General features: G+C 72.5%; 17 protein-coding genes and 1 riboswitch. Of the genes, 13 read left to right on the plus strand and 4 right to left on the minus strand.

Features of this window, described 5'->3' with window-relative positions; translation table 11 throughout:
• Positions 1-63 precede the first annotated feature (63 nt).
• The 3 genes from Psi01_RS22150 (at position 64) to Psi01_RS22160 (ending at position 2,429) form a co-directional block, all read left to right on the plus strand.
• Positions 64-525, plus strand: coding sequence for a MarR family winged helix-turn-helix transcriptional regulator (locus tag Psi01_RS22150; protein WP_204065988.1), 462 nt, complete (start codon positions 64-66; stop codon positions 523-525).
• A 13-nt stretch (positions 526-538) separates the two neighbouring features.
• Positions 539-871: a rhodanese-like domain-containing protein gene (locus Psi01_RS22155; RefSeq protein ID WP_204065989.1), complete on the plus strand. Its 333-nt coding sequence runs from the start codon at positions 539-541 to the stop codon at positions 869-871.
• A gap of 87 nt (positions 872-958) precedes the next feature.
• Positions 959-1,098, plus strand: a riboswitch (TPP riboswitch).
• Positions 1,086-2,429: a purine-cytosine permease family protein gene (locus tag Psi01_RS22160; protein ID WP_204065990.1), complete on the plus strand. Its 1,344-nt coding sequence runs from the start codon at positions 1,086-1,088 to the stop codon at positions 2,427-2,429. It overlaps the preceding riboswitch by 13 nt.
• Here the strand turns inward: Psi01_RS22160 and Psi01_RS22165 are convergent.
• Positions 2,426-2,995: a methylated-DNA--[protein]-cysteine S-methyltransferase gene (locus Psi01_RS22165; RefSeq protein WP_204065991.1), complete on the minus strand. Its 570-nt coding sequence runs from the start codon at positions 2,993-2,995 to the stop codon at positions 2,426-2,428. The genes Psi01_RS22160 and Psi01_RS22165 overlap by 4 nt on opposite strands.
• Before the next feature lie 126 nt (positions 2,996-3,121).
• On the opposite strand from Psi01_RS22165, the gene Psi01_RS22170 reads away from it, so the two are divergent.
• Positions 3,122-5,017, plus strand: coding sequence for a sensor histidine kinase (locus tag Psi01_RS22170; protein ID WP_204065992.1), 1,896 nt, complete (start codon positions 3,122-3,124; stop codon positions 5,015-5,017).
• A 135-nt stretch (positions 5,018-5,152) separates the two neighbouring features.
• Positions 5,153-5,602 (plus strand): ATP-binding protein, encoded by a 450-nt coding sequence (locus tag Psi01_RS22175; protein ID WP_239127920.1) that lies wholly within the window; start codon positions 5,153-5,155, stop codon positions 5,600-5,602.
• 71 nt (positions 5,603-5,673) lie between these two features.
• On the opposite strand, the gene Psi01_RS22180 is transcribed toward Psi01_RS22175, so the two are convergent.
• Complete coding sequence (locus Psi01_RS22180; RefSeq protein ID WP_204066165.1) at positions 5,674-5,850, minus strand: hypothetical protein; 177 nt, start codon at positions 5,848-5,850, stop codon at positions 5,674-5,676.
• A gap of 115 nt (positions 5,851-5,965) precedes the next feature.
• On the opposite strand from Psi01_RS22180, the gene Psi01_RS22185 reads away from it, so the two are divergent.
• A complete protein-coding gene (locus Psi01_RS22185; protein WP_275424588.1) occupies positions 5,966-6,661 on the plus strand; it encodes a response regulator transcription factor in 696 nt (231 codons plus the stop codon).
• 8 nt (positions 6,662-6,669) lie between these two features.
• Positions 6,670-7,785, plus strand: coding sequence for a sensor histidine kinase (locus Psi01_RS22190; RefSeq protein ID WP_239127921.1), 1,116 nt, complete (start codon positions 6,670-6,672; stop codon positions 7,783-7,785).
• Between the two features lie 190 nt (positions 7,786-7,975).
• On the opposite strand, the gene Psi01_RS22195 is transcribed toward Psi01_RS22190, so the two are convergent.
• Positions 7,976-8,527, minus strand: coding sequence for a hypothetical protein (locus Psi01_RS22195; RefSeq protein ID WP_239127922.1), 552 nt, complete (start codon positions 8,525-8,527; stop codon positions 7,976-7,978).
• 259 nt (positions 8,528-8,786) lie between these two features.
• On the opposite strand from Psi01_RS22195, the gene Psi01_RS22200 reads away from it, so the two are divergent.
• The 3 genes from Psi01_RS22200 (at position 8,787) to mptB (ending at position 11,907) form a co-directional block, all read left to right on the plus strand.
• Entirely contained in the window at positions 8,787-9,140 is a 354-nt protein-coding gene (locus tag Psi01_RS22200) for an STAS domain-containing protein (protein ID WP_203879027.1), read from the plus strand.
• 73 nt (positions 9,141-9,213) lie between these two features.
• Complete coding sequence (locus Psi01_RS22205; protein WP_204065995.1) at positions 9,214-9,912, plus strand: glycosyltransferase family 2 protein; 699 nt, start codon at positions 9,214-9,216, stop codon at positions 9,910-9,912.
• 264 nt (positions 9,913-10,176) lie between these two features.
• Positions 10,177-11,907, plus strand: a complete 1,731-nt coding sequence (gene mptB, locus Psi01_RS43435; RefSeq protein ID WP_239127923.1) for a polyprenol phosphomannose-dependent alpha 1,6 mannosyltransferase MptB — start codon at positions 10,177-10,179, stop codon at positions 11,905-11,907.
• Here the strand turns inward: mptB and Psi01_RS22215 are convergent.
• Positions 11,789-14,005, minus strand: a complete 2,217-nt coding sequence (locus Psi01_RS22215) for a hypothetical protein (protein ID WP_204065996.1) — start codon at positions 14,003-14,005, stop codon at positions 11,789-11,791. The genes mptB and Psi01_RS22215 overlap by 119 nt on opposite strands.
• Positions 14,006-14,074: 69 nt before the next feature.
• On the opposite strand from Psi01_RS22215, the gene Psi01_RS22220 reads away from it, so the two are divergent.
• From Psi01_RS22220 to Psi01_RS22230, 3 genes are all read left to right on the plus strand, one after another.
• Complete coding sequence (locus Psi01_RS22220; RefSeq protein ID WP_204065997.1) at positions 14,075-15,463, plus strand: glycosyltransferase 87 family protein; 1,389 nt, start codon at positions 14,075-14,077, stop codon at positions 15,461-15,463.
• 148 nt (positions 15,464-15,611) lie between these two features.
• Positions 15,612-16,532: a prephenate dehydratase gene (gene pheA / locus Psi01_RS22225; RefSeq protein ID WP_204065998.1), complete on the plus strand. Its 921-nt coding sequence runs from the start codon at positions 15,612-15,614 to the stop codon at positions 16,530-16,532.
• 73 nt (positions 16,533-16,605) lie between these two features.
• Positions 16,606-18,021, plus strand: coding sequence for a hypothetical protein (locus tag Psi01_RS22230; RefSeq protein WP_204065999.1), 1,416 nt, complete (start codon positions 16,606-16,608; stop codon positions 18,019-18,021).
• Positions 18,022-18,063 lie beyond the last annotated feature (42 nt).

An 18,063-nucleotide genomic window follows, 5' to 3' on the forward strand; every position in this document is an offset into this window, starting at 1 on the left:
TGACGGCGGGCCGGGTGCGCCGGCCGTACCAGAGGCGGGAAAAGGCGAGAAGAGGCGGGCGGCGTGACGCGCAGGCGAGGTGAGATCCCGTTGCTTCTGGCCATGACGTACCGGGCGATGAACGAGGCGCTGAAAGAGCGCATCGCGGCCGAGGGGCGCGAGCCGCTGCGGCCCGCGCACGGCTACACCTTCCGGCTGCTGCTGGACCGCGACGACGTCACCGCGGCCGACCTCGCCGAGCACCTGGGCGTCACCAAGCAGGCCGCCTCGAAGATCGTCTCCGAGCTGGAGGGGTGGGGCTACGTCGAGCGCCGCCCGCACGCCACCGACGGCCGCGCCAGGGTGCTGGTCCTGACCGACAAGGGACACGCCTACGTACGGCACGCCGACGTCATGTGGGGCGACATCGAGGACGCCTGGGCCGCCGTGATCGGCACCGAACGGTTGGACCGCATTCATCAGGATTTGCAGGTCTACGTGAACGAAATCGCAGGTGGACGTGCGGTTTTGCGTCCGATCTGGTGACGGGATTGGAACAATGAGGGCTATGAACATTCCTGAGGTCGATGTGCGCGCCGTGCCGGACGACGCGTTCCTGCTGGACGTCCGGGAGGACGACGAGTGGCACGCCGGGCACGCGCCCGAGGCCCTCCACATCCCGCTCGGCGAGCTGCAGACCAGGGTCGAGGAGCTGCCCAAGGACACGGCCATCTATGTGATCTGCCGGGTCGGGGGCCGTTCCGCGCACGCCGCCGCCTGGCTCAACGCCGTCGGGCGCGATGCGATCAACGTCGGCGGCGGCATGCAGTCCTGGGCCTTCGCCGGCCGTCCCATGGTGAGCGAGAGCGGGCACGAGCCGTTCGTCGCCTGAGCGGATCCCGCCGCGTTTCCCGGCGCAGCGGTTCACGACCGGGCCGGCGCTTGCCACGAAGAGGCGCGATGGCATAATCCGGAGCGAAATGTCTACCGCGGGAGCTCGGGCGTTACCGGGCTGAGAGGGCGGAATCGCGGAGAGCCGGCAGGCCTCTCCCACGCACCGCCGACCGCATGAACCTGTCCGGGTAATGCCGGCGTAGGGAGCGGTGATGACGTCCGACGTCATTGTGTCCAAGCATGCCGAAGCCCCCCTCACCCTCGACGAGGCGCCGCCGAAGACGCTCGGCGTGCTCGACCAGGGCGCCCTCTGGGCCAACCTGGGCGTCAGCCTGCTCGGGTTCTCCGGTGCGATCGCGCTGATCAACCCGCTGGGGAACCGGCCCCTGAGCTTCCTGGCGGCGATCACCGCCGCCGTCGTCGGCAGCCTCATCGGCACCGCGATGGTCGCTCTGGCGGCGATCCCCGGCCAGCGGACCGGCGCACCGGCGATGGTGCTGCTGCGCGGGCTCTTCGGGGCCAGGCTGTCGTACGCCCCGACCGTGCTCAACATCGTCCAGATGCTCGGCTGGGGCGCGTTCGAGCTGTGGGTCATCGCCCAGGGCGCCCAGGCCATCGCCGGCTCCTTCGGGGTCGAGGTGCCCTACGCCGTCTGGGTGGTCCTCGGCGGGGCGGTCACCGTCGCGCTGACCATCCGGCCGCTGGGCGCGGTGCGCCTGCTGCGCCGCTACGTCACGGCAGGCGTGATCATCTCGATGATCTGGTTCGCCGTCGCGCTGTTCAGCCGCGGGCCGTCACTCGGCACGGGCACCTGGGAGGCGTTCGCCCCCTCCGTCGACTACGTGATCGCGCTGTCGGTCTCGTGGGTGCCGGTCGCGGCGGACTTCGCCAGGTTCTCCCGCTCGGGCCGGGCCGCCTTCGCCGGAGTGGTCGGCGGCTACACGGTCGCCCAGGTGGCCTGCCTGACCCTGGGCATCGCCGCGCTCGCGCTGGTCGGCAACGACCCGGCCAAGGTGTGGGACCCGTTCGTGGCGGCCCCGCTCGGCTGGCTGTTCTTCGGCATCCTGGTGCTGCGCGAGACCGACCAGTCGTTCGTCAACGTCTACTCCACCGCGATGTCGCTGCAGAACCTGCTGCCCCGGCTGGACCGGCGGATCATCTCCGTCGGCACCGGCGTGGTGGTCACCCTGATGGCGATCTTCGTCAGCGCCGACGACTACATCGCCTTCCTCGGCATCATCGGCGCCGTGTTCGTGCCGATGTTCGGTGTGCTGGCGGTGGACTACTTCCTGCTCGGCCGCGGCGAGAACTGGGACACCTCGGAGAACGCGCCCTCCCGCTGGCTCATGGTGCTCCCGTGGGTGCTCGGCTTCGCCGCCTGGTGGATGCTCGCCGCGCTGCCGGACGCCGAGGAGCTGGGCTGGTGGACCGGCTTCTGGACCGGCGCCCGCGAGGCGATCGGGTTCGTCCCGCAGCCCTGGATGAGCGCGGCCATCGGCGCGTTCCTCGTCTCCGGCCTGGTCACCCTCGCCCTGGGCAGGCTGTCGCGCCGCTAACGGATCCCCTCGATCCTGAAGAGCCGTTCCTTGGCGGTCGTGCCGCCGGCGTAGCCGCCGAGGATGCCCTCGCTCTCCACCACCCGGTGGCAGGGCACGATCACGCACACCGGGTTGGCGCCGAGCGCGTTGCCGACCGCGCGCAGCGCCCGGGGCCTGCCGATCCGCTCGGCGATCCGCTGGTAGGTGGTCACCGTCCCGTACGGCACCGCCGGCATCATCTGCAGCACGGTCCTGGCGAACGGGGTGGCGAGCTGGAGGTCCACGGGGGTGGTGAAGGTGCGCAGCCGTCCCGAGAAGTAGGCGTCCAGCTCACGGCGGACCGGGTCGATCCGCCGGGGGTCGCCCCCGATGAACGTGCTGATGCCGCGGGAGACGCGCTCGAAGACGACGTTCTCGTCCTCGTAGCTGCACGTGACCACGCCCCGGGAGGTCACCGCGAGGATCAGGCGGCCCACCGGCCCGTCATGGGTGCCGAGTGCGACGTCGGGATGTCTGTCGCCGATGTAGGTGGGCGAGGTCACCCGTAGCAGTGCGTCGAGGTCGCCGGCCGGCCCGGATGACATGGCCCCACCCTTTCACGTCCAGGTGTGTGGTGACCGCAGCGTATCGGACGGATCGCCTCCCGGAGTGGCAGCACATGCGGGGCGAAAGTGCCAAGATCCGGCCGTTCGAAACGGCACTATGGAAGTGTGCGTGATGACAGGACTGCGATCAGTGACGATGCCATCGGTCGTGAGATCGTCGCCAGTTCCCCCAACGCGGTCGTCGCCCTTGATCGGGACCAGACGATCCTGACGTGGAACCCCGCCGCCGAGCGCCTGTTCGGCTGGCCGGCCGAGGAGGTCGTCGGACGTCGCGTCCCGATGGTCCCCGAGGAGCTCACCGCCGAGCACAACGCCGTCCTCGAACGCGTCCGGACCGGGGGCCAGGTCTCGCTGCGGACCAAGCGGTTCCGGCGGGACGGCAGGCTGCTCGACGTGCGCGTGGACACCGGCGCGCTCTGCTCGGAGGCAGGTGCCCTGCTCGGCTACGTCAGCGTCTACCACCTGACCCAGGACGACGAGAGCGCCAGCGACAAGGCCCTGCGCCGGGCACAGCTCGTGCGGAGGCTGACCGACGTGGTCGCCGACATCAACGCCGAGCTGGAGCTGCCCACGGTGCTCGACCGGATCGCGGCCAGCCTCACCGAGCTGACCGGAGCCGACGCGGGCGGGTTCGTGCTCATCGAGGGCGATCAGCTGCGCCTGGTGGCCTGCCACAGGCTTCCCGACGAGCTGCGCGGCTCGACCGCGGACCTGCGTTCCAGCCTGGTGGGCAAGCTCCTGCGGGCCGGCCGTACCGTCATGCTGGAGACCGGCGACCAGGCCCGGCTGGACGAGCTGGTCTGGTCGTGGCTGCCGGGCCTGCACACCATCGCGCTCGGCGTGGCGGCGGTGGGCGGGCGGCCGTACGGCGCGCTCTACGCCCTGTTCGCCAACGGCAAGGCCGGTCACGTCGAGCTCGAACTCCTGGAGCTGCTGGCCGGGCACGCCGGGATCGCCGTCGGCAACGCCATGGCCTACCAGGAGGCCGTACGGCAGCGCGCCCACGAGCGCGCGGTGTTCGACGCCAGCGCCGACGGCATCGCGGTCCTCGACACCCTGGGCCGGGTCATCCAGTGGAACCCGGCGGCGGCGGAGCTGACCGGCTTCCACATCGCCGAGATGATCGGCGAGCCGCCGCCGTTCCCGCTGCCCGAGCCGGGGGACAAGCTCACCTACCAGCTCCCCTCGGGCATCTGGCTAGACGTGCTCCGCGCGGAGATCCCGGAGACCGGGGAGACCGTGGTCGACTTCCGCGACATCACGCGGGCCAAGGAGCTGGAGGAGGCCAAGGACCTGTTCCTGGCCACCACCAGCCACGAACTGCGCACCCCGATCACCGTGGTCCGCGGCTTCGCCGCCATGCTCGACACGCGCTGGGACGGGCTGAGCGACACCGAGCGCCGCTCCGCGGTCCACACCATCGCCGAACGGGCGCGTTCGCTGGGCGATCTCATGGACCACCTGCTGCTGGGCTCACGCGCCGGGGCGGAGGAGCTCACCCTCAAGATCGAGGCGTTCGACCTCGGCGAGCTCGTCAGGTCGGCCACTCTGGGCCTGCCGGTCCTGTCGGACGTGCACCGGGTCGAGGTGGTCGTCCCCGACGACCTGCCGATGGTCTCCGGGGACGCGCTCGCCACCGACATCGTGCTGGGCCAGCTCCTGGAGAACGCCTTCAAGTACTCCCCGGACGGCGGCCTGATCAAGGTCGCGGTGTGGCCGGACGGCGAACGGGTGGTCCTCGCGGTCGACGACGAGGGCGTGGGCATCGCCCCGGCCGACCGCGACCGCATCTTCGAGCGCTTCGTCCAGGTGGAGAGCGGCGACCGCCGCCGTTTCGGCGGGGTCGGCCTCGGCCTCTACATCGTGCGCAGCCTGGCCCTGGCCCAGGGAGGCGACGTGTCCGCCTATCCCAGGGCGGGCGGCGGCACCCGCATCAGGCTTTCCCTGAGGAGGGCCGACACGCCAGGCGCGCTTAGCGGCTCCGACACGCTGGTGCGGTAACGAGCCGGTAACGGGAGGGCTGATCTATTGTCCATGTGCACAAGCGGTGATCGGAGTGCGGTTTCTACGCCCATGTAACGGGGCATTTCGGTCGTATCTGGGGTGTGTTCCTCAGGGGGAACAGGGATACGGGGGGTGAGTCCGTCGAGCGTCGTGATGTTGCCCTACGCACCGTCAAGCGTCGCCGTCGCACGCCAGTGCCTCAGCTCTGACCTGCAGGAATGGGGTGTCTACGAGACCGCGATCGACGACGCCGTGCTGGTGGTGAGCGAGCTGCTGAGCAACGCCCTGCGACATGCGCACCCCCTGCCGTCCGGGCAGGTCAAAGTGTCATGGCGCTGGACCGACGGGCACGTCGAAGTAGCGGTGAGTGACGGGGGAGCCACCACCGAACCGCGTGCGGGAAGAGCCTCGCTGTCCGCGCTGGGAGGTCGTGGCCTGGGCATTGTCGAATATCTGGCCGACAGGTGGGGGGTCCGGCACGAGGGCGAGACGACTACGGTCTGGGCCGTGGTCACGGCTCTCAACGTCGTGAGCGACGGCCGGATGCCCGTTCCCGAGCCTGCGGGGAGAGAGCGGGTCTGAGCCCTGTGGATCCCGCAGCGGCGGGATCCACAGGTGTGCTCGTCCGGGGTGAGCGGGGGCTCACCCGTGGATCACTTGGAGGCCCGGGAGAACTTGGCCGCGACGGTGACCGCGAGAACGACCACGAACGCCACCAGAGCTAGCACGAACATGAACTTGATCAGCCCGAACAGCGCGGGGAGAACGATCCCGAACACCACGTAGAGCGCCAGGATGCCGCCCAGCACCGCCATCACAGTACGACCCATGGGTCCACCGTACGTCCGCCGCGCCTTCCGCAGTGGTCCGGGCGCATAACGATCGAGTCTTACGGTCCGGTGACGTGGTTCGGCGATCGGCGGTGTCCCGCCTACCGTGGAGGGCATGAGCGCGCGGATTCTGGTGGTCGACGACGATCCGACCGTGGCCGAGGTCGTGGCCCGCTATCTCGAACGCGACGGGCACGACGTCGAGTGCGTCGGTGACGGCGCGGAGGCCCTCAGGCGCGCGCTGTCCAACCCGCCCGACCTGCTCGTGCTCGACCTGATGCTGCCCAAGATGGACGGCCTGCAGGTCTGCAGGAAGCTCAGGGAGCGCTGGCCGGTCCCGGTGATCATGCTGACCGCGCTCGGCGAGGAGATCGACCGGGTCGTCGGCCTGGAGACCGGCGCCGACGACTACGTGACCAAGCCGTTCAGCCCGCGCGAGCTGGCCCTGCGGGTGCAGTCGGTGCTGCGGCGGGCCCGCGGCGCCTCCGTCCCGGCGGGCACCGGCGTGCTGCGGGACGGCGAGCTGGTGGTCGACGTGGGCGCGCACGAGGTGCGGCTCAACGACGAGCTGATCATGCTGACCGCGCGCGAGTTCGACCTGCTGGCCCACATGATGCGCAACCCCCGCCAGGCCTTCAGCCGCTCCGCCCTGCTCGACCAGGTCTGGGGCTGGTCCTTCGGGGACTCCTCCACGGTGACCGTGCACGTCCGCCGCCTGCGCGAGAAGATCGAGCCCGATCCGACCGCTCCCCGGCGCATCGTCACGGTGTGGGGGGTCGGCTACCGCTACGAGCCCCTGGACCTGCCGTGATCCCGGACATGGTGGAGATCGTCGCGGTCACCGCCGGGATCGGCCTGCTGGTCGCGCTGGCCGGGCTGGGTGCGATGCACCTGCTGCGGAAGCGGTCGATCGGGGTCATGCTCGCGGTGGTCGCGGCCGTTCCGGTGGTGGTGACGGTGGCGGGCATGGTGGCGATCACCCTGAAAATGATCATCGAGGGCACGCCCAGGAACATCGTGCTCAGCGTGGTCGCCGTCAGCGGACTGATCGGCCTGGGCGTGGCGGCGGTGCTGGCCCGGCGTGTCGTGGCCGCCAGCCGTACCCTCGTCTCCGCCGTGCAGGAGGTCCCCCCGTCCGGGGAGTTCACCCCGCCGCGGGGCCTGCCCGCCGAGCTCGACACGATCGCCGCGAGCCTGGAGGAGGCCTACCGGCGGATCCGCCTGGGCCGCGAGCGCGAGCGCGCCCTGGAGGGCGCCCGCCGCGAGCTCGTCTCCTGGGTCAGCCACGACCTGCGCACCCCGCTGGCCGGCATGCGCGCGATGGCCGAGGCGCTGGAGGACGGCGTGGTCTCCGACCCCGAGACCGTGGACCGCTATCACACCCGGATCCGCCTGGAGGTGGACCGCCTGTCGGGCATGGTCGACGACCTGTTCGAGCTGTCGAGGATCCACGCGGGGTCGCTGCGCCTGTCCCGGACCAGGATCGGCCTCGGGGACCTGGTGGCCGACGCCCTGGCCGGGGTGGAGCCGCTGGCCCGGGCCAAGGGGGTGCGTCTGGAGGGGGCGGTCGACCCGGTGGTGCCCGTCCAGGCGGACGCCGGAGAGCTCTCCCGGGCTCTGAGCAACCTGGTGGTCAACGCCATCCGGCACACTCCCGCCGACGGCACGGTCTCGGTCAGCGCGACGGTCGAGGACGGCCTCGCGTGCCTGTCGGTGGCCGACGCCTGCGGCGGGATCCCGGCCGACGACCTGCCCCGCGTGTTCGACGTCGCCTTCCGCGGCGAGGCGGCCCGCAGCCCGCGCGGGGACGGCGCCGGGGCGGGACTCGGGCTGGCGATCGCCCGCGGCATCGTGGAGGCCCACGAGGGCGACATCGGCGTCGTCAACTCGGGGCCGGGGTGCCGCTTCGAGATCCGCCTGCCGCTGTCGTCCTGACGGCCTCCTGGGCCGTTCGCCGGGCCGTTGTCCGGGGCCGTTCGCCGGGACCGTTCGCCGGGCCGGTGTCCGGGACCGCCCGCCGGGCCGTTCTCCGGGAGAGGACGGCGGCCGGGTCTCCGGCGGTCGGGTGCGGAACGGAGGGGACGGCGGCCGGGTCTCCGGCGGTCCGGTGCGGAGGGGGCGGCGGTCAGCTCTCCGGCGGTCCGCCGGGGAGTGCGAGCGCCGAGGTCCCGCCCTCCGACTGGGCCGGGATCATGACGGTCATCCGGACGCCGCCGGCCTCCTGGCCCCCGGTCCCGCCGTCGTCGGGCTCGACCTGGTGGCGGAGGACGGGGGCGTCGTCGTGCTCGTCGTGCCCGCGCGGTTCGCCGAAGGTCTCCGACATGGCCCGGAAGGTCGGGCACGGCCAGCGCCACATGCAGCTCCGGCAGCGCAGGATCGGGTGCGCGGTGTCGCTGGTGATGCCGCCCGCGTCGCGGGGCTGGTGGAGGTCGAGGAGCCGGACCCCGAGCACGGCGAAGTCCAGCAGTTCCTCGCGCGCCTCTTCGAGGAAGTCGAGATCCTCGCGGCTCAGGCGGGTCCGTATCGGAACGAAGCCGTCCCGGTTGACCAGGCCACGGAGCGGGGCGGCCGCCTCACGCCAGGACGTGGCCCTCCTGGCGCGGACGATGGCGGATTCCAGGCGCTCCAGGAGCCGTCGCCTCTGGGAATCCTCGGGAAGATCGAGATCGGTGTTCATCGAATGCCTCCAGCGTGGAGACCCCGGTCTCCGGTCCTGGTGTCCTGCGCGACCGGTTCCGTGGCGGTGCGGTCCCCCACTGGGCGCCTTCCTCTCTGTCGAGCTGACGTCGCACAGTGTCAAGCTTTGCGCACTGAGGGTTCTCATGAGGGGAGAACGGGGGACAAAGAACAGACGACCCTGATCCGGCGATGCATCTCGGACACCCGGCGGCCGAGAGAACGTGACCCGGGGCCTTCGCGCCGCTAGTGTGCCCGCTGTGGAGCTAAAAGTCTCAACTCGATCTCATGGCGGGCGCACCGTCATGGCCATTGTCGGAGAAATCGACCTATATACGGCGCCTCGCCTGCAAGCCGAGTTCACCCGGCTGCTCCAGGAGGGCGCCACGACCCTCGTGGTCATCGACATGTCCGGTGTGGAGTTCTGCGACTCCACGGGGATGAACGTGCTGCTCTCCGCGCTCAAGCGGTTGCGTGAGCGCGGCGGCGCCCTTGAGGTGGCCGGGCCCCGGCCCGCCGTCCGCAAGATCCTCCAGGTGACCGGTCTCGACTCGGTGTTCACCGTGCACGAGACGGTGCCCGAGGAGCTGCTGACGGCCGAACCCAAGGCGTGAGCCGCCCGGGCGGCACAAACTTGACGGACGGGCGGCGCGGCCGCCCGGTGGAGCGAGTTCGGGAGCGGGAGTCGTGACCGGCACAGCGGTGATCATCCCGGCCAAGGACGAGGAGGACCGGATCGGCGCCACCGTGACGGCGGCGATGGCGCTGTCCGGTGTGGATCTCGTCGTGGTCGTGGACGACGGCTCGTCCGACCGGACGGGTCAGAAGGCCAGGGCCGCCGGGGCCCGTGTCGTACGGCACAGCCGCAACCGCGGCAAGGCGGCGGCCATGGAGAGCGGCGCCGAGGTCGTGCGCCTGCTCGACGCCGAGGACGGGCAGCCGCGTCATCTGCTGTTCCTGGACGCCGATCTGGGGGAGACCGCGCACACGGCCGCTCCCCTGATCGAGCCGGTCCGGTCGGGTGAGGCGGACATGACCATCGCGGTCTTCGTCACCCGCGTCAAGCTGGGCGGCCACGGCTTCGTGGTGAACCTCGCCCGCCAGGGCATCGAGCGCGCCACCGGCTGGACGCCCGCCCAGCCCCTCAACGGCCAGCGCTGCCTGACCAGGGCCGCCTTCGACGCCGCCCTGCCCCTGGCACGCGGCTTCGGGGTGGAGACGGGTCTGACCATCGACCTGATCCGCCAGGGGTTCCGGGTCCGCGAGGTCGAGGTGGAGATGGCCCACCGGGCCACCGGCACCGACTGGAGGGCCCAGGTCCACCGCGCCCGCCAGTTCCGCGACGTAGGCCGCGCCCTCCTCACCCGCAAAGCCCTGCGCCCCTGACCCACCGGCGCCTCCAAGCACCCGAGATCACCGAACCTTGACGTTTGGCGGGGACACGCTTGTTCCCCGGTGTGACGCTGTGGGGCGCCGGTGCGGCGGGATGGTGTGCGGGCCTTTCCGGCGCCGGTGTACGGCGGGCGGCCCGGTGGGCGGGCGCCGGAGTGCCCGGTGGCTCAACGTTCTCAAGCATCCGGGGCCTGTGGATAACTCGGGGGCTGTGGACAACCGGGACGGGCGATCCGCCGGGTGTGCTGGAATTTGCGGGTGACCCTGGATTCGGCGGTGGCCGGGAAGAACACGGCGCCCGGTTCGCGTGACGCGCTCGGCGCCTTCGCGCGCTGGGCCATGGGCGTGTCGGTCCTGCTGACGATCCTGATCGGGTTGCTGGGGCCGTCGGCCATGGTGCCCGGGCTGGCCGGTCCCTCCTGGCACCCGCCATACGCCCTGGGCGCAGCCCCGAGCGGCCACCTGGTGATCGTCATGGCCGCCCTGGCGGTCCTGCTGGGCGGGGCCGGGCTCGGCGCGGCGTTGCGGTCGCGGTGGCGGCCGGACCCGCGGTGGCCGCTGGCCGCCGGGTCGGCCGCGGTGGCGCTGCTCGCCCTCCTGCCGCCGTCGGGCTCCCCGGACCACCTGAACTACGCGGCCTACGGCCGGCTGGCCACCCTCGGCCACGACCCCTACGCCGTCACCCCGGCCGAGCTGCCCGGTGACCCGGTCACCGGCTCGGTCGAGGAGTGGGCCGGGGTGACGAGCGTCTACGGCCCGGTGGCCACCGTCCTGCAGGCGCTGGCGAGCCTGGCAGGCGGCGACTCGGTCAGGCTGACCGTCTTCGTGATGGCGCTGTTCAACGCCGCCGCGTTCATCGGCACCGCGCTGCTGATCCACCGGTTCACCGCGGGGGACGACGCTCTTCAGCGGCGGGCGGCGCTGCTGTGGGCGGCCAACCCGCTGATGATCTACCACCTGTCCGCCGGGATGCACGTCGACACCCTGGCCGTCGCCTGCATGGTCGCCGCCCTCGTCGCCCACGCGGCGGCCCGGGGCCCGGGAGGCCGCCGGAGCCTGGGAGGCCGCCGGAGCCTGGGAGGCCGCCTGGGCCGTGCCTCCGGGCCGTCCGGCGTGCCGGAGAGCGGGCGGGCCCTGCCCCGGGTCCTCTCGGGACTGCTGCTCGGGGCCGGGATCGGGGTCAAGCTCAACGCCGGGCTGGTCGCCCTGGGGCCGGCCTGGGAGCTGCGGCGTTCGCCCCGGAGGCTGATGCTGGTCGCGGGCACGGCGACGGCCACGGTGGCGGTGATCTACGGCCTGGCCGGGCCGCACGTGCTCGACCAGGTGGGAGAGGCCGGCAAGAAGGTCTCCCTCGCCACCCCCTGGCAACTGGTGAAGATCGGCCTGCAGTCACTGTTCGGGCCCGGCGCCTACACCCTGTGGATCCAGATCGGCACCGCGAGCCTGCTGGCCGTCCTGGCCTGGCTGCTCCTGCGCGCCGCCTCCGGCACCGGGGTCACACCGGGACCCGGATCCGGTGTCCTCGTGCCGGCCCCCGGATCCGGCGGCGCGGCCCCGTCCGGCTCCGGTGGTGGGATTGCGCTTGGCTCCGGATCCGGCGCCGGGATCACGCCGGGGGCCGGGGTGGGCGGGACGGGCGCGTCGCTCTCGGCTCCGGCGGTGGCGGCGGTGATCGTGATCGCCTGGCTGTTCGCCGCGCCGTACGCCCTGCCGTGGTACGACGGGCTGGCCTTCGCGCTCCTGGCCATGACGGCCTCGTGGCCCGCGCTGGAGAGCTTCGTGGTGGCCAGGACGACGATCCTGTCGCTGGGCTATCTGCCGGCCAGGGAGGCGCTGCGCCCCGACGACCTGCTCTGGCTCAAGACCGTCGTCAGGCAGCAGGTGGTGCCGTGGTCCCTGCTGGCGTTGACGGCCGCTCTGGTGTGGTGGGCGGCGAGAGCCGGAGCGCGCGCACGCAGGCGGCCAGCGTCAGCGGCACCGCGACGGTGAGGGCCATCGCGGGGATGGCGATGCCCGAGTCGTTCATCAGGAACCCGATGAGCGCGCAGGTCAATGCGCCGATCAATCCGGCGCGCAGCGTGGGCGCGAGCGCGTAGGCCCGGCCCAGCGCGGGCGCGCCCCACCGGGAGGGCCGGTTCAGCACCAGGAACAGGAAGGCCAGCGCGACCAGCGACAGCAGGGTCAGCGACCAGTTCCCGACCGTGACCCCGATCATCGCGCCGAACTTGCGGGCGACCACCGTCCAGGCCTCGCCGTCCAGCACCTGCTGGACGAACGTGCCCAGGTGGGTGCGGCGCTCGGCGGGCCGCAGCCAGTCGGCGACCGCGATCGCGCCGATCAGCACGGCGCCGGCCAGGCCGATCAGGCCGAGCTTGACCGGCGAGACCCGGCGGCCGGACAGCAGGATCAGGAAGACGGCCACCCCGGCCAGGAACGCCGGGACCCCGCCGAAGTCCGCCCCCCAGGCGGGCCACCCGTCGGCGAACACCGCCAGCCCGCCGTACAGCGCGCAGACCGCCAGAGCGAGCCCGCGCCGTCCGCGCTCGATCAGCCACTGGGCGACTCCGGCCAGCGCCAGGATCGTCCCGGCCGCGTAGACGGCGAAGGCGATGTTGCCGAACCCGTAGAACCGCCCGCCGGTCACGGGCTCGTAGCCGGTGACGGCGTTGACCTGGAGCGTGGAGCCGGTCATCACGTCGGCCAGCAGGGCCAGCGAGGTGATCCCGGCGACCACGGTCAGCGGGCCGAGCACGTGCCGCCGCCACGGACCGCCGAGCGCGATCCCGGCGACCGCGCAGGCGATGGCGAGGATGGTCACGATCACCCCGGCCATCGGTGCGGGGAAGGTCCACCAGGGCACGAGCTGGGCCAGGAAGGTCGCCACCGCGACGGCACCGCTGACCACGGCGACCACCTGGGCGGCGGACAGCGCGCGGGAGCCGCCCCAGCCCCGGCGGATCGCGGCGGCGGCCAGCAGATAGAACAGGATCTCCACGGCCACGAAGACGCCGAAGAACGGCCCGCGCACCTCACGCAGGACCTGGCTGGCCAGGTCCTCGCCCGCCAGGTTCGCCGCGGTCGAGGCGGCCGGCTCGCCGCTCGGGCCCTGGCCGGTCCAGGCGCGGCCGACGACGGTCGTGGGCTGGTCCAGGCCGAGCAGGGCGATCGCGGTGGCGGTCAGGTCGGTGAGGGTGACCAGGCCGTCCTGGCGGGTGGAGGAGGCCGACAGGAGACCGCGGGGGTACGGCTCGCCGTTCGGCGACCGACCCGAGGCGAGGGCGACGTGCAGGTGGGCCGTGGCGGCCGCGTCGGACAGTCCGGCGACGAGGAGGGTCGTGTCCGCGGGGAGCCGGGAGGCCACCTCGCCCACCTGCCGGTCGATCGCCGCCACGGCCTCGCGCCTGGCCCGCTCGGACAGGGCCGCGGGACCGCCGTCCGCGTCCGAGCCGGTCGTCGTCCACGCCCGGGCGAGGTCCCCGGCCTCGACGACGACCAGCCGGTACGGCGTCAGGTCGCCGAGCTGGTCAACGGTCTCCGCGTATTTCCCGACTTTTCCGGACTGGTCGGCGGCGCCCAGCACGGCTCCCGGCCCGACCGCGGCCACCGCGCCGCCCGAGGCGGTCACCAGCCCGCCCAGCTGGCCCAGCACGGGCTTGTAGTCGGTCTCGTCGCGGTTGTAGGCCAGCATCTCCGGCCAGCCCGGCACGCTCGCCCCGGCACCGGAGACCTGCGGGGCCGGGACCGGCGCGCAGCCCGTCCCCGGGGCCCCCGCGCGCTGCCCGGCCGAGAAGGTCAGCCAGCCTTCGACGGGGCAGATGAAGCCCCGGCCCTTGGCCGGGGCGGCCCGGGTGGACAGGGACGCCACCCCGCCGCTCTCGACGAGCTTCCACAGGTTCGGCGTCCGGGCCGGGTCGAGGTCGCTCCACAGCAGTCCCGGCGCCCCGACGACCACCACCCGCACGGGTTCGGGCCTGGCGGCGGCGGCCGCCGTACCGGCGGACAGCAGCGGCAGCACGACGGCGGCGAGCAGGAGGAAGAGCACCGTCAGCGGGCCGGACGGCCGGTGACACCCGCGTGCTGAGCCCATCCGGCCCTCCCTGTCGTGTTTGCCCGTGGCTGATGGCGTTCCCGGACGCTCACGGTAGCCTGCCTGGTCGTGACGACTGGCGAGACGACCGTGGCGACCAGGCGGCCCGCGTGGGCGTGGCCGCTCGCGCTGCTGCTCATCATGGCGGCGGCCGGACCCCTGGTGCTCCACTGGCTCGGCAACGTCGACGACCAGCGCCTGGTCGATCTGGACGTTTACCGTACCGGTGGCGAGATGATCCTCTCCGGCCGCCCGGTCTACGACTTCGCCACGCCCGCGCCGCAACTGCTGCCCTTCACCTACCCGCCCATCGCGGCCCTGCTGGCCGCGCCGCTGGCGGTGATGTCGTGGCCGGTGGCCCAGTGGGTGTGGACAGCGGGGATCTTCGTCACGCTGGCGGTCACCGTCTGGTACGGCTTCCGCGCCGTGCTCGCCCGCCTCGACCGGCCCGGCGTCCCAGGCGTTCCCGACGGCGCGGAGACCGGCCCCGGCGGCCCGGGACACGCGTCCGGCGGCTCGGACGGCGTGAAGGCCGCCCTGGGCCGTCCGGGGCCCGTCTGGGCGGTTCCGCGGCCGGTGTGGATGCCGCTGGCGTTCGCGTTCCTGACCGTCGTGTGCACCTACCTGATGCCGATCAGGGACCAGGTGCGCTTCGGGCAGGTGGACATCCTGCTGGTCGCGCTCTGCCTGGCCGACTGCGCGGCCCGGCGGCCGGTGTGGCCGCGCGGCATGCTGATCGGCCTGGCCACGGCGGTCAAGCTCACCCCCGGCGTCTTCCTGATCTATCTCCTCATCACCGGCTTCGGTCCCGGGGCGCGCGAGGAGCAGCGCCGGACCTTCTTCATGGCCGTCTTCACCGCGGCGCTGCTGACGCTGCTGCCGTTCGTGGTGATCCCGGCCGACGCCGCCGACTTCTGGTTCCGCGCGTTGCTCGACCCCGAACGGCTGGGCGCCAACGCCGCGACCACCAACCAGTCGATGCGCGGCATGCTCATCCGGCTCTACCTGCCCGACGCGCTGACGAGCGTCATCTGGCTCGTCCTGGTGGCGGTCGTCGGCTGGTACGGCTTCCGCCACGCCCGCAGGGCCCTGCTCGACGGGGAGACGGTGACCGCCGTCGCCCTGGTCGGGCTGATGGCCGTGCTGCTGTCCCCGGTGGCCTGGATCCACCACCTGGCCTGGGTGGTCGTCGTGCTCGGCGCGATCGCCGGCGACGGGCGGGACCCGGTGCGGCTGCGGGTGGCGGCCGGGGTCTGGCTCTACTACGTGGTGCCGATCCCGTGGTGGGGGGTGGCGATCAGGGCGGCGGAGATCCCGGTGCTCAGCCCGGTGGCGGGCAAGATCGTGCAGAACGCGTTCGGGCTCGGCGCGCTGGGGCTGGTGTGGCTGCTGGGCGTCTGGCTGCCGGGACGGCGCGCGGCCTTCCGCGCCGGGACGGGGCCGGCCGGGATCGGGTGAGCCTGCATCCGGAGACCGGGTGAGCGGGGGAGGGCTCGGCAGGGAGGGCGTCCTGCGGATCCCGCTGCTCCCCCGTTTCGGGATTTTCCGGAGGCCGAGTATGCCGTTCTCCGCACACTTCCGGACACTCACCGGATAACCTGGGGGTATGCCGAAACTCGCCTACCTGGGCCCCGAGGGCACCTTCGCCGAGGAAGCCCTGCGGATCCTGGCGCCGGACGCCGAGCGCCTGCCGAGCGCGAACGTCAGCGCGGCGCTCGACGCGGCCCGGCGCGGCGAGGCCGACGGCGCCGTCGTCCCGCTGGAGAACTCCCTCGAAGGCGGCATCGCCACGACCCTGGACGAGCTGGCCTGGGGCGAGCCGCTGCTGATCACCGCCGAGGTGCTGCTGCCGGTCGAGTTCTCGCTGCTGGCCCGTCCCGGCACCGAGATCGGCAACATCAAGCGGATCTTCTCCCACCCGGCGGCCCTCACCCAGTGCCGCGGGTTCGTCGCCCGCGAGCTGCCCGACGCGGTGACCATCGCCGCCCCGTCCACCGCGGGCGCGGCCCAGGAGGTCGCCCTTCCCGGCTCGCCGTACGACGCGGCCATCGCCGCGCGCATCGCCGGTGAGCACTACGGCCTGGTCGAGCTGGCCTCGGGCATCGGCGACCGCTCCGACACGGTGACCCGGTTCGTCCACGTGACCAGGCCCGCCCCGCTGCCCGAGCCCACCGGCGCCGACCGGACCTCCCTGGTGGTCTTCCTCTCCGACGACCACCCGGGCGCGCTGCTGGAGATGCTGACCGAGTTCGCGGTGCGCGGGGTCAACCTGACCCGCATCGAGTCGCGGCCCACCGGCGACGGCATCGGCCGTTACTTCTTCCACTTCGACTTCGAGGGCCATGTGGCCGACGCCCGGGTCGGCGAGGCGATCTCCGGCCTTCACCGGGTCTGCGCCGACGTGCGCTTCCTCGGCAGCTACCCGCGCGCCGACCGCCTGTCCCCCCAGATCAAGCGGGGCACGGCCGACGCCGACTTCGCCGAGGCCGCCGGCTGGCTGGCCAGGATCAGGACCGGTCAGGTCTGATCCGCCGGAAATCTCCTTGAGCTCGTAACAGAAAGGCGCCGTGACCCGTTCAACCTTATGACGGGGAGGCGCCATGGAACCTTTTCCCTCCGGGCCCGGCCGTCGAGGCCGGATCCCCCACTCTCCGGCGCTGCTCGCCGCGGGCGCGCTGGCCCTGCTGATGGTGACCCTGACCGGCGCGGTACGGCAGCTGCCCGCCGTGCCTGCGACGCCTGCCACCGTGGTCACGCCGGCCCCTCCCCTCACCGAGAGGGCGATCCGGGACGCCCGGCCGGTCGAGGAGGTCTGGCCGCACGCCCTGGTCGAGGTTCCGGTCCGGGCCGCCGACGGGCTGTCCTACCGGCCGGTGGCCGCACTCGACGCCGGGCACATCCTGCTGGCCGCCGAGAGCGCGGAAGGCACGCAGAGCCCCGGGAACGCCGAGAGCGGGCAGGGTGCCGGAGACGCCGGCCGTCAGGTGCGGCTGGAGGTGTTCTCCACGGAGTCCCGGCAGGCGTCCGTGCTGGCCGTCCACTCCGTGGACCCGGGTCTGAGCGGCTTCACGGTCACCCAGGTGGAGGTGGGGGAGAATCACCTGGTCTGGGCGACGACCGCGAGCCGGGGCGATAAGAGCCAGGTCAGACAGGTGTGGACGATGCCGCGTACCGGAGGCGGGCCGAGGCTGCTGCTGACCTTCGACGAGAACCACGAGCTGTGGAAGGCGGAGCTCGCGGTGGCGGGGGACTCCGTACTCTTCACCGGCGCCTCCGGAAGGGTCCATCCGGCCGCCGGCTTCCGGGGTGTCCTCAGGATGTCATCGGCCGGAGGCGCGCCGGAGCTCGTCGCCGGGAGTGAGGGACTCGACCTGGTCTCCTGGCCCTGGGCGATGCCCGGGAGGGATTCCGACAATCTCGCCGAGGGTGATTTCGCCGACGTCACCCGTCGGCCGCTGGTCAACCTGGAGACCGGCGAGCGGAGGGTCCCCGTCCCCGCGGCCGGCACGCTGGAGACCTGCTCCCCCAGCTGGTGCGTCGGGCTGGCCTTCATACCGGGGGACACCGAGCTGGGGATCGAAGGCGTCCGGCGTTTCGCCCAGCGACAGGACGGGTCGGGGGTGGTGAACTTCCCGGCGGGGCTGGACGTGCTGTGGTGCCCGGCCCCCGCCGGGAGGGAGGGGCCCCGGCTCGACCGGTTCGTGGTGCTGGAGGAGATGCGGAAGCTGCTCAGGCCCGACCCGCCCGGCGGAGCTGCAGAGAAGAGCATCGAAGAGGCGCTGAAGGAGATGCGGGACGGGACGTTCGCGCCTCCGGAGACGCCGACGGGGCGGGTCTTCGCGCCCTCCCGGCTGCTGGTGGTGGACCTGGAGGGCGGGACCGCGGCGGCGTTCCGGGAGCCGGAGAACGCCGGCAGCCTGCGGATCATCGATCTGTCCCGCGAGGGCGGGCTGGTCGGCTGGAGGGTGGAGAGCGCCGGAGTTTCGCGCGTCCTCAACCTGAAGGCGCTCCGGTAGGCGATATATCCACGCGGGTGCCGTCCGTACATCGGTAGCCTA

Origin of the sequence: Paraplanobispora siamensis, assembly GCF_016863175.1 — a bacterium.
Lineage (GTDB): Bacteria > Actinomycetota > Actinomycetes > Streptosporangiales > Streptosporangiaceae > Planobispora > Planobispora siamensis.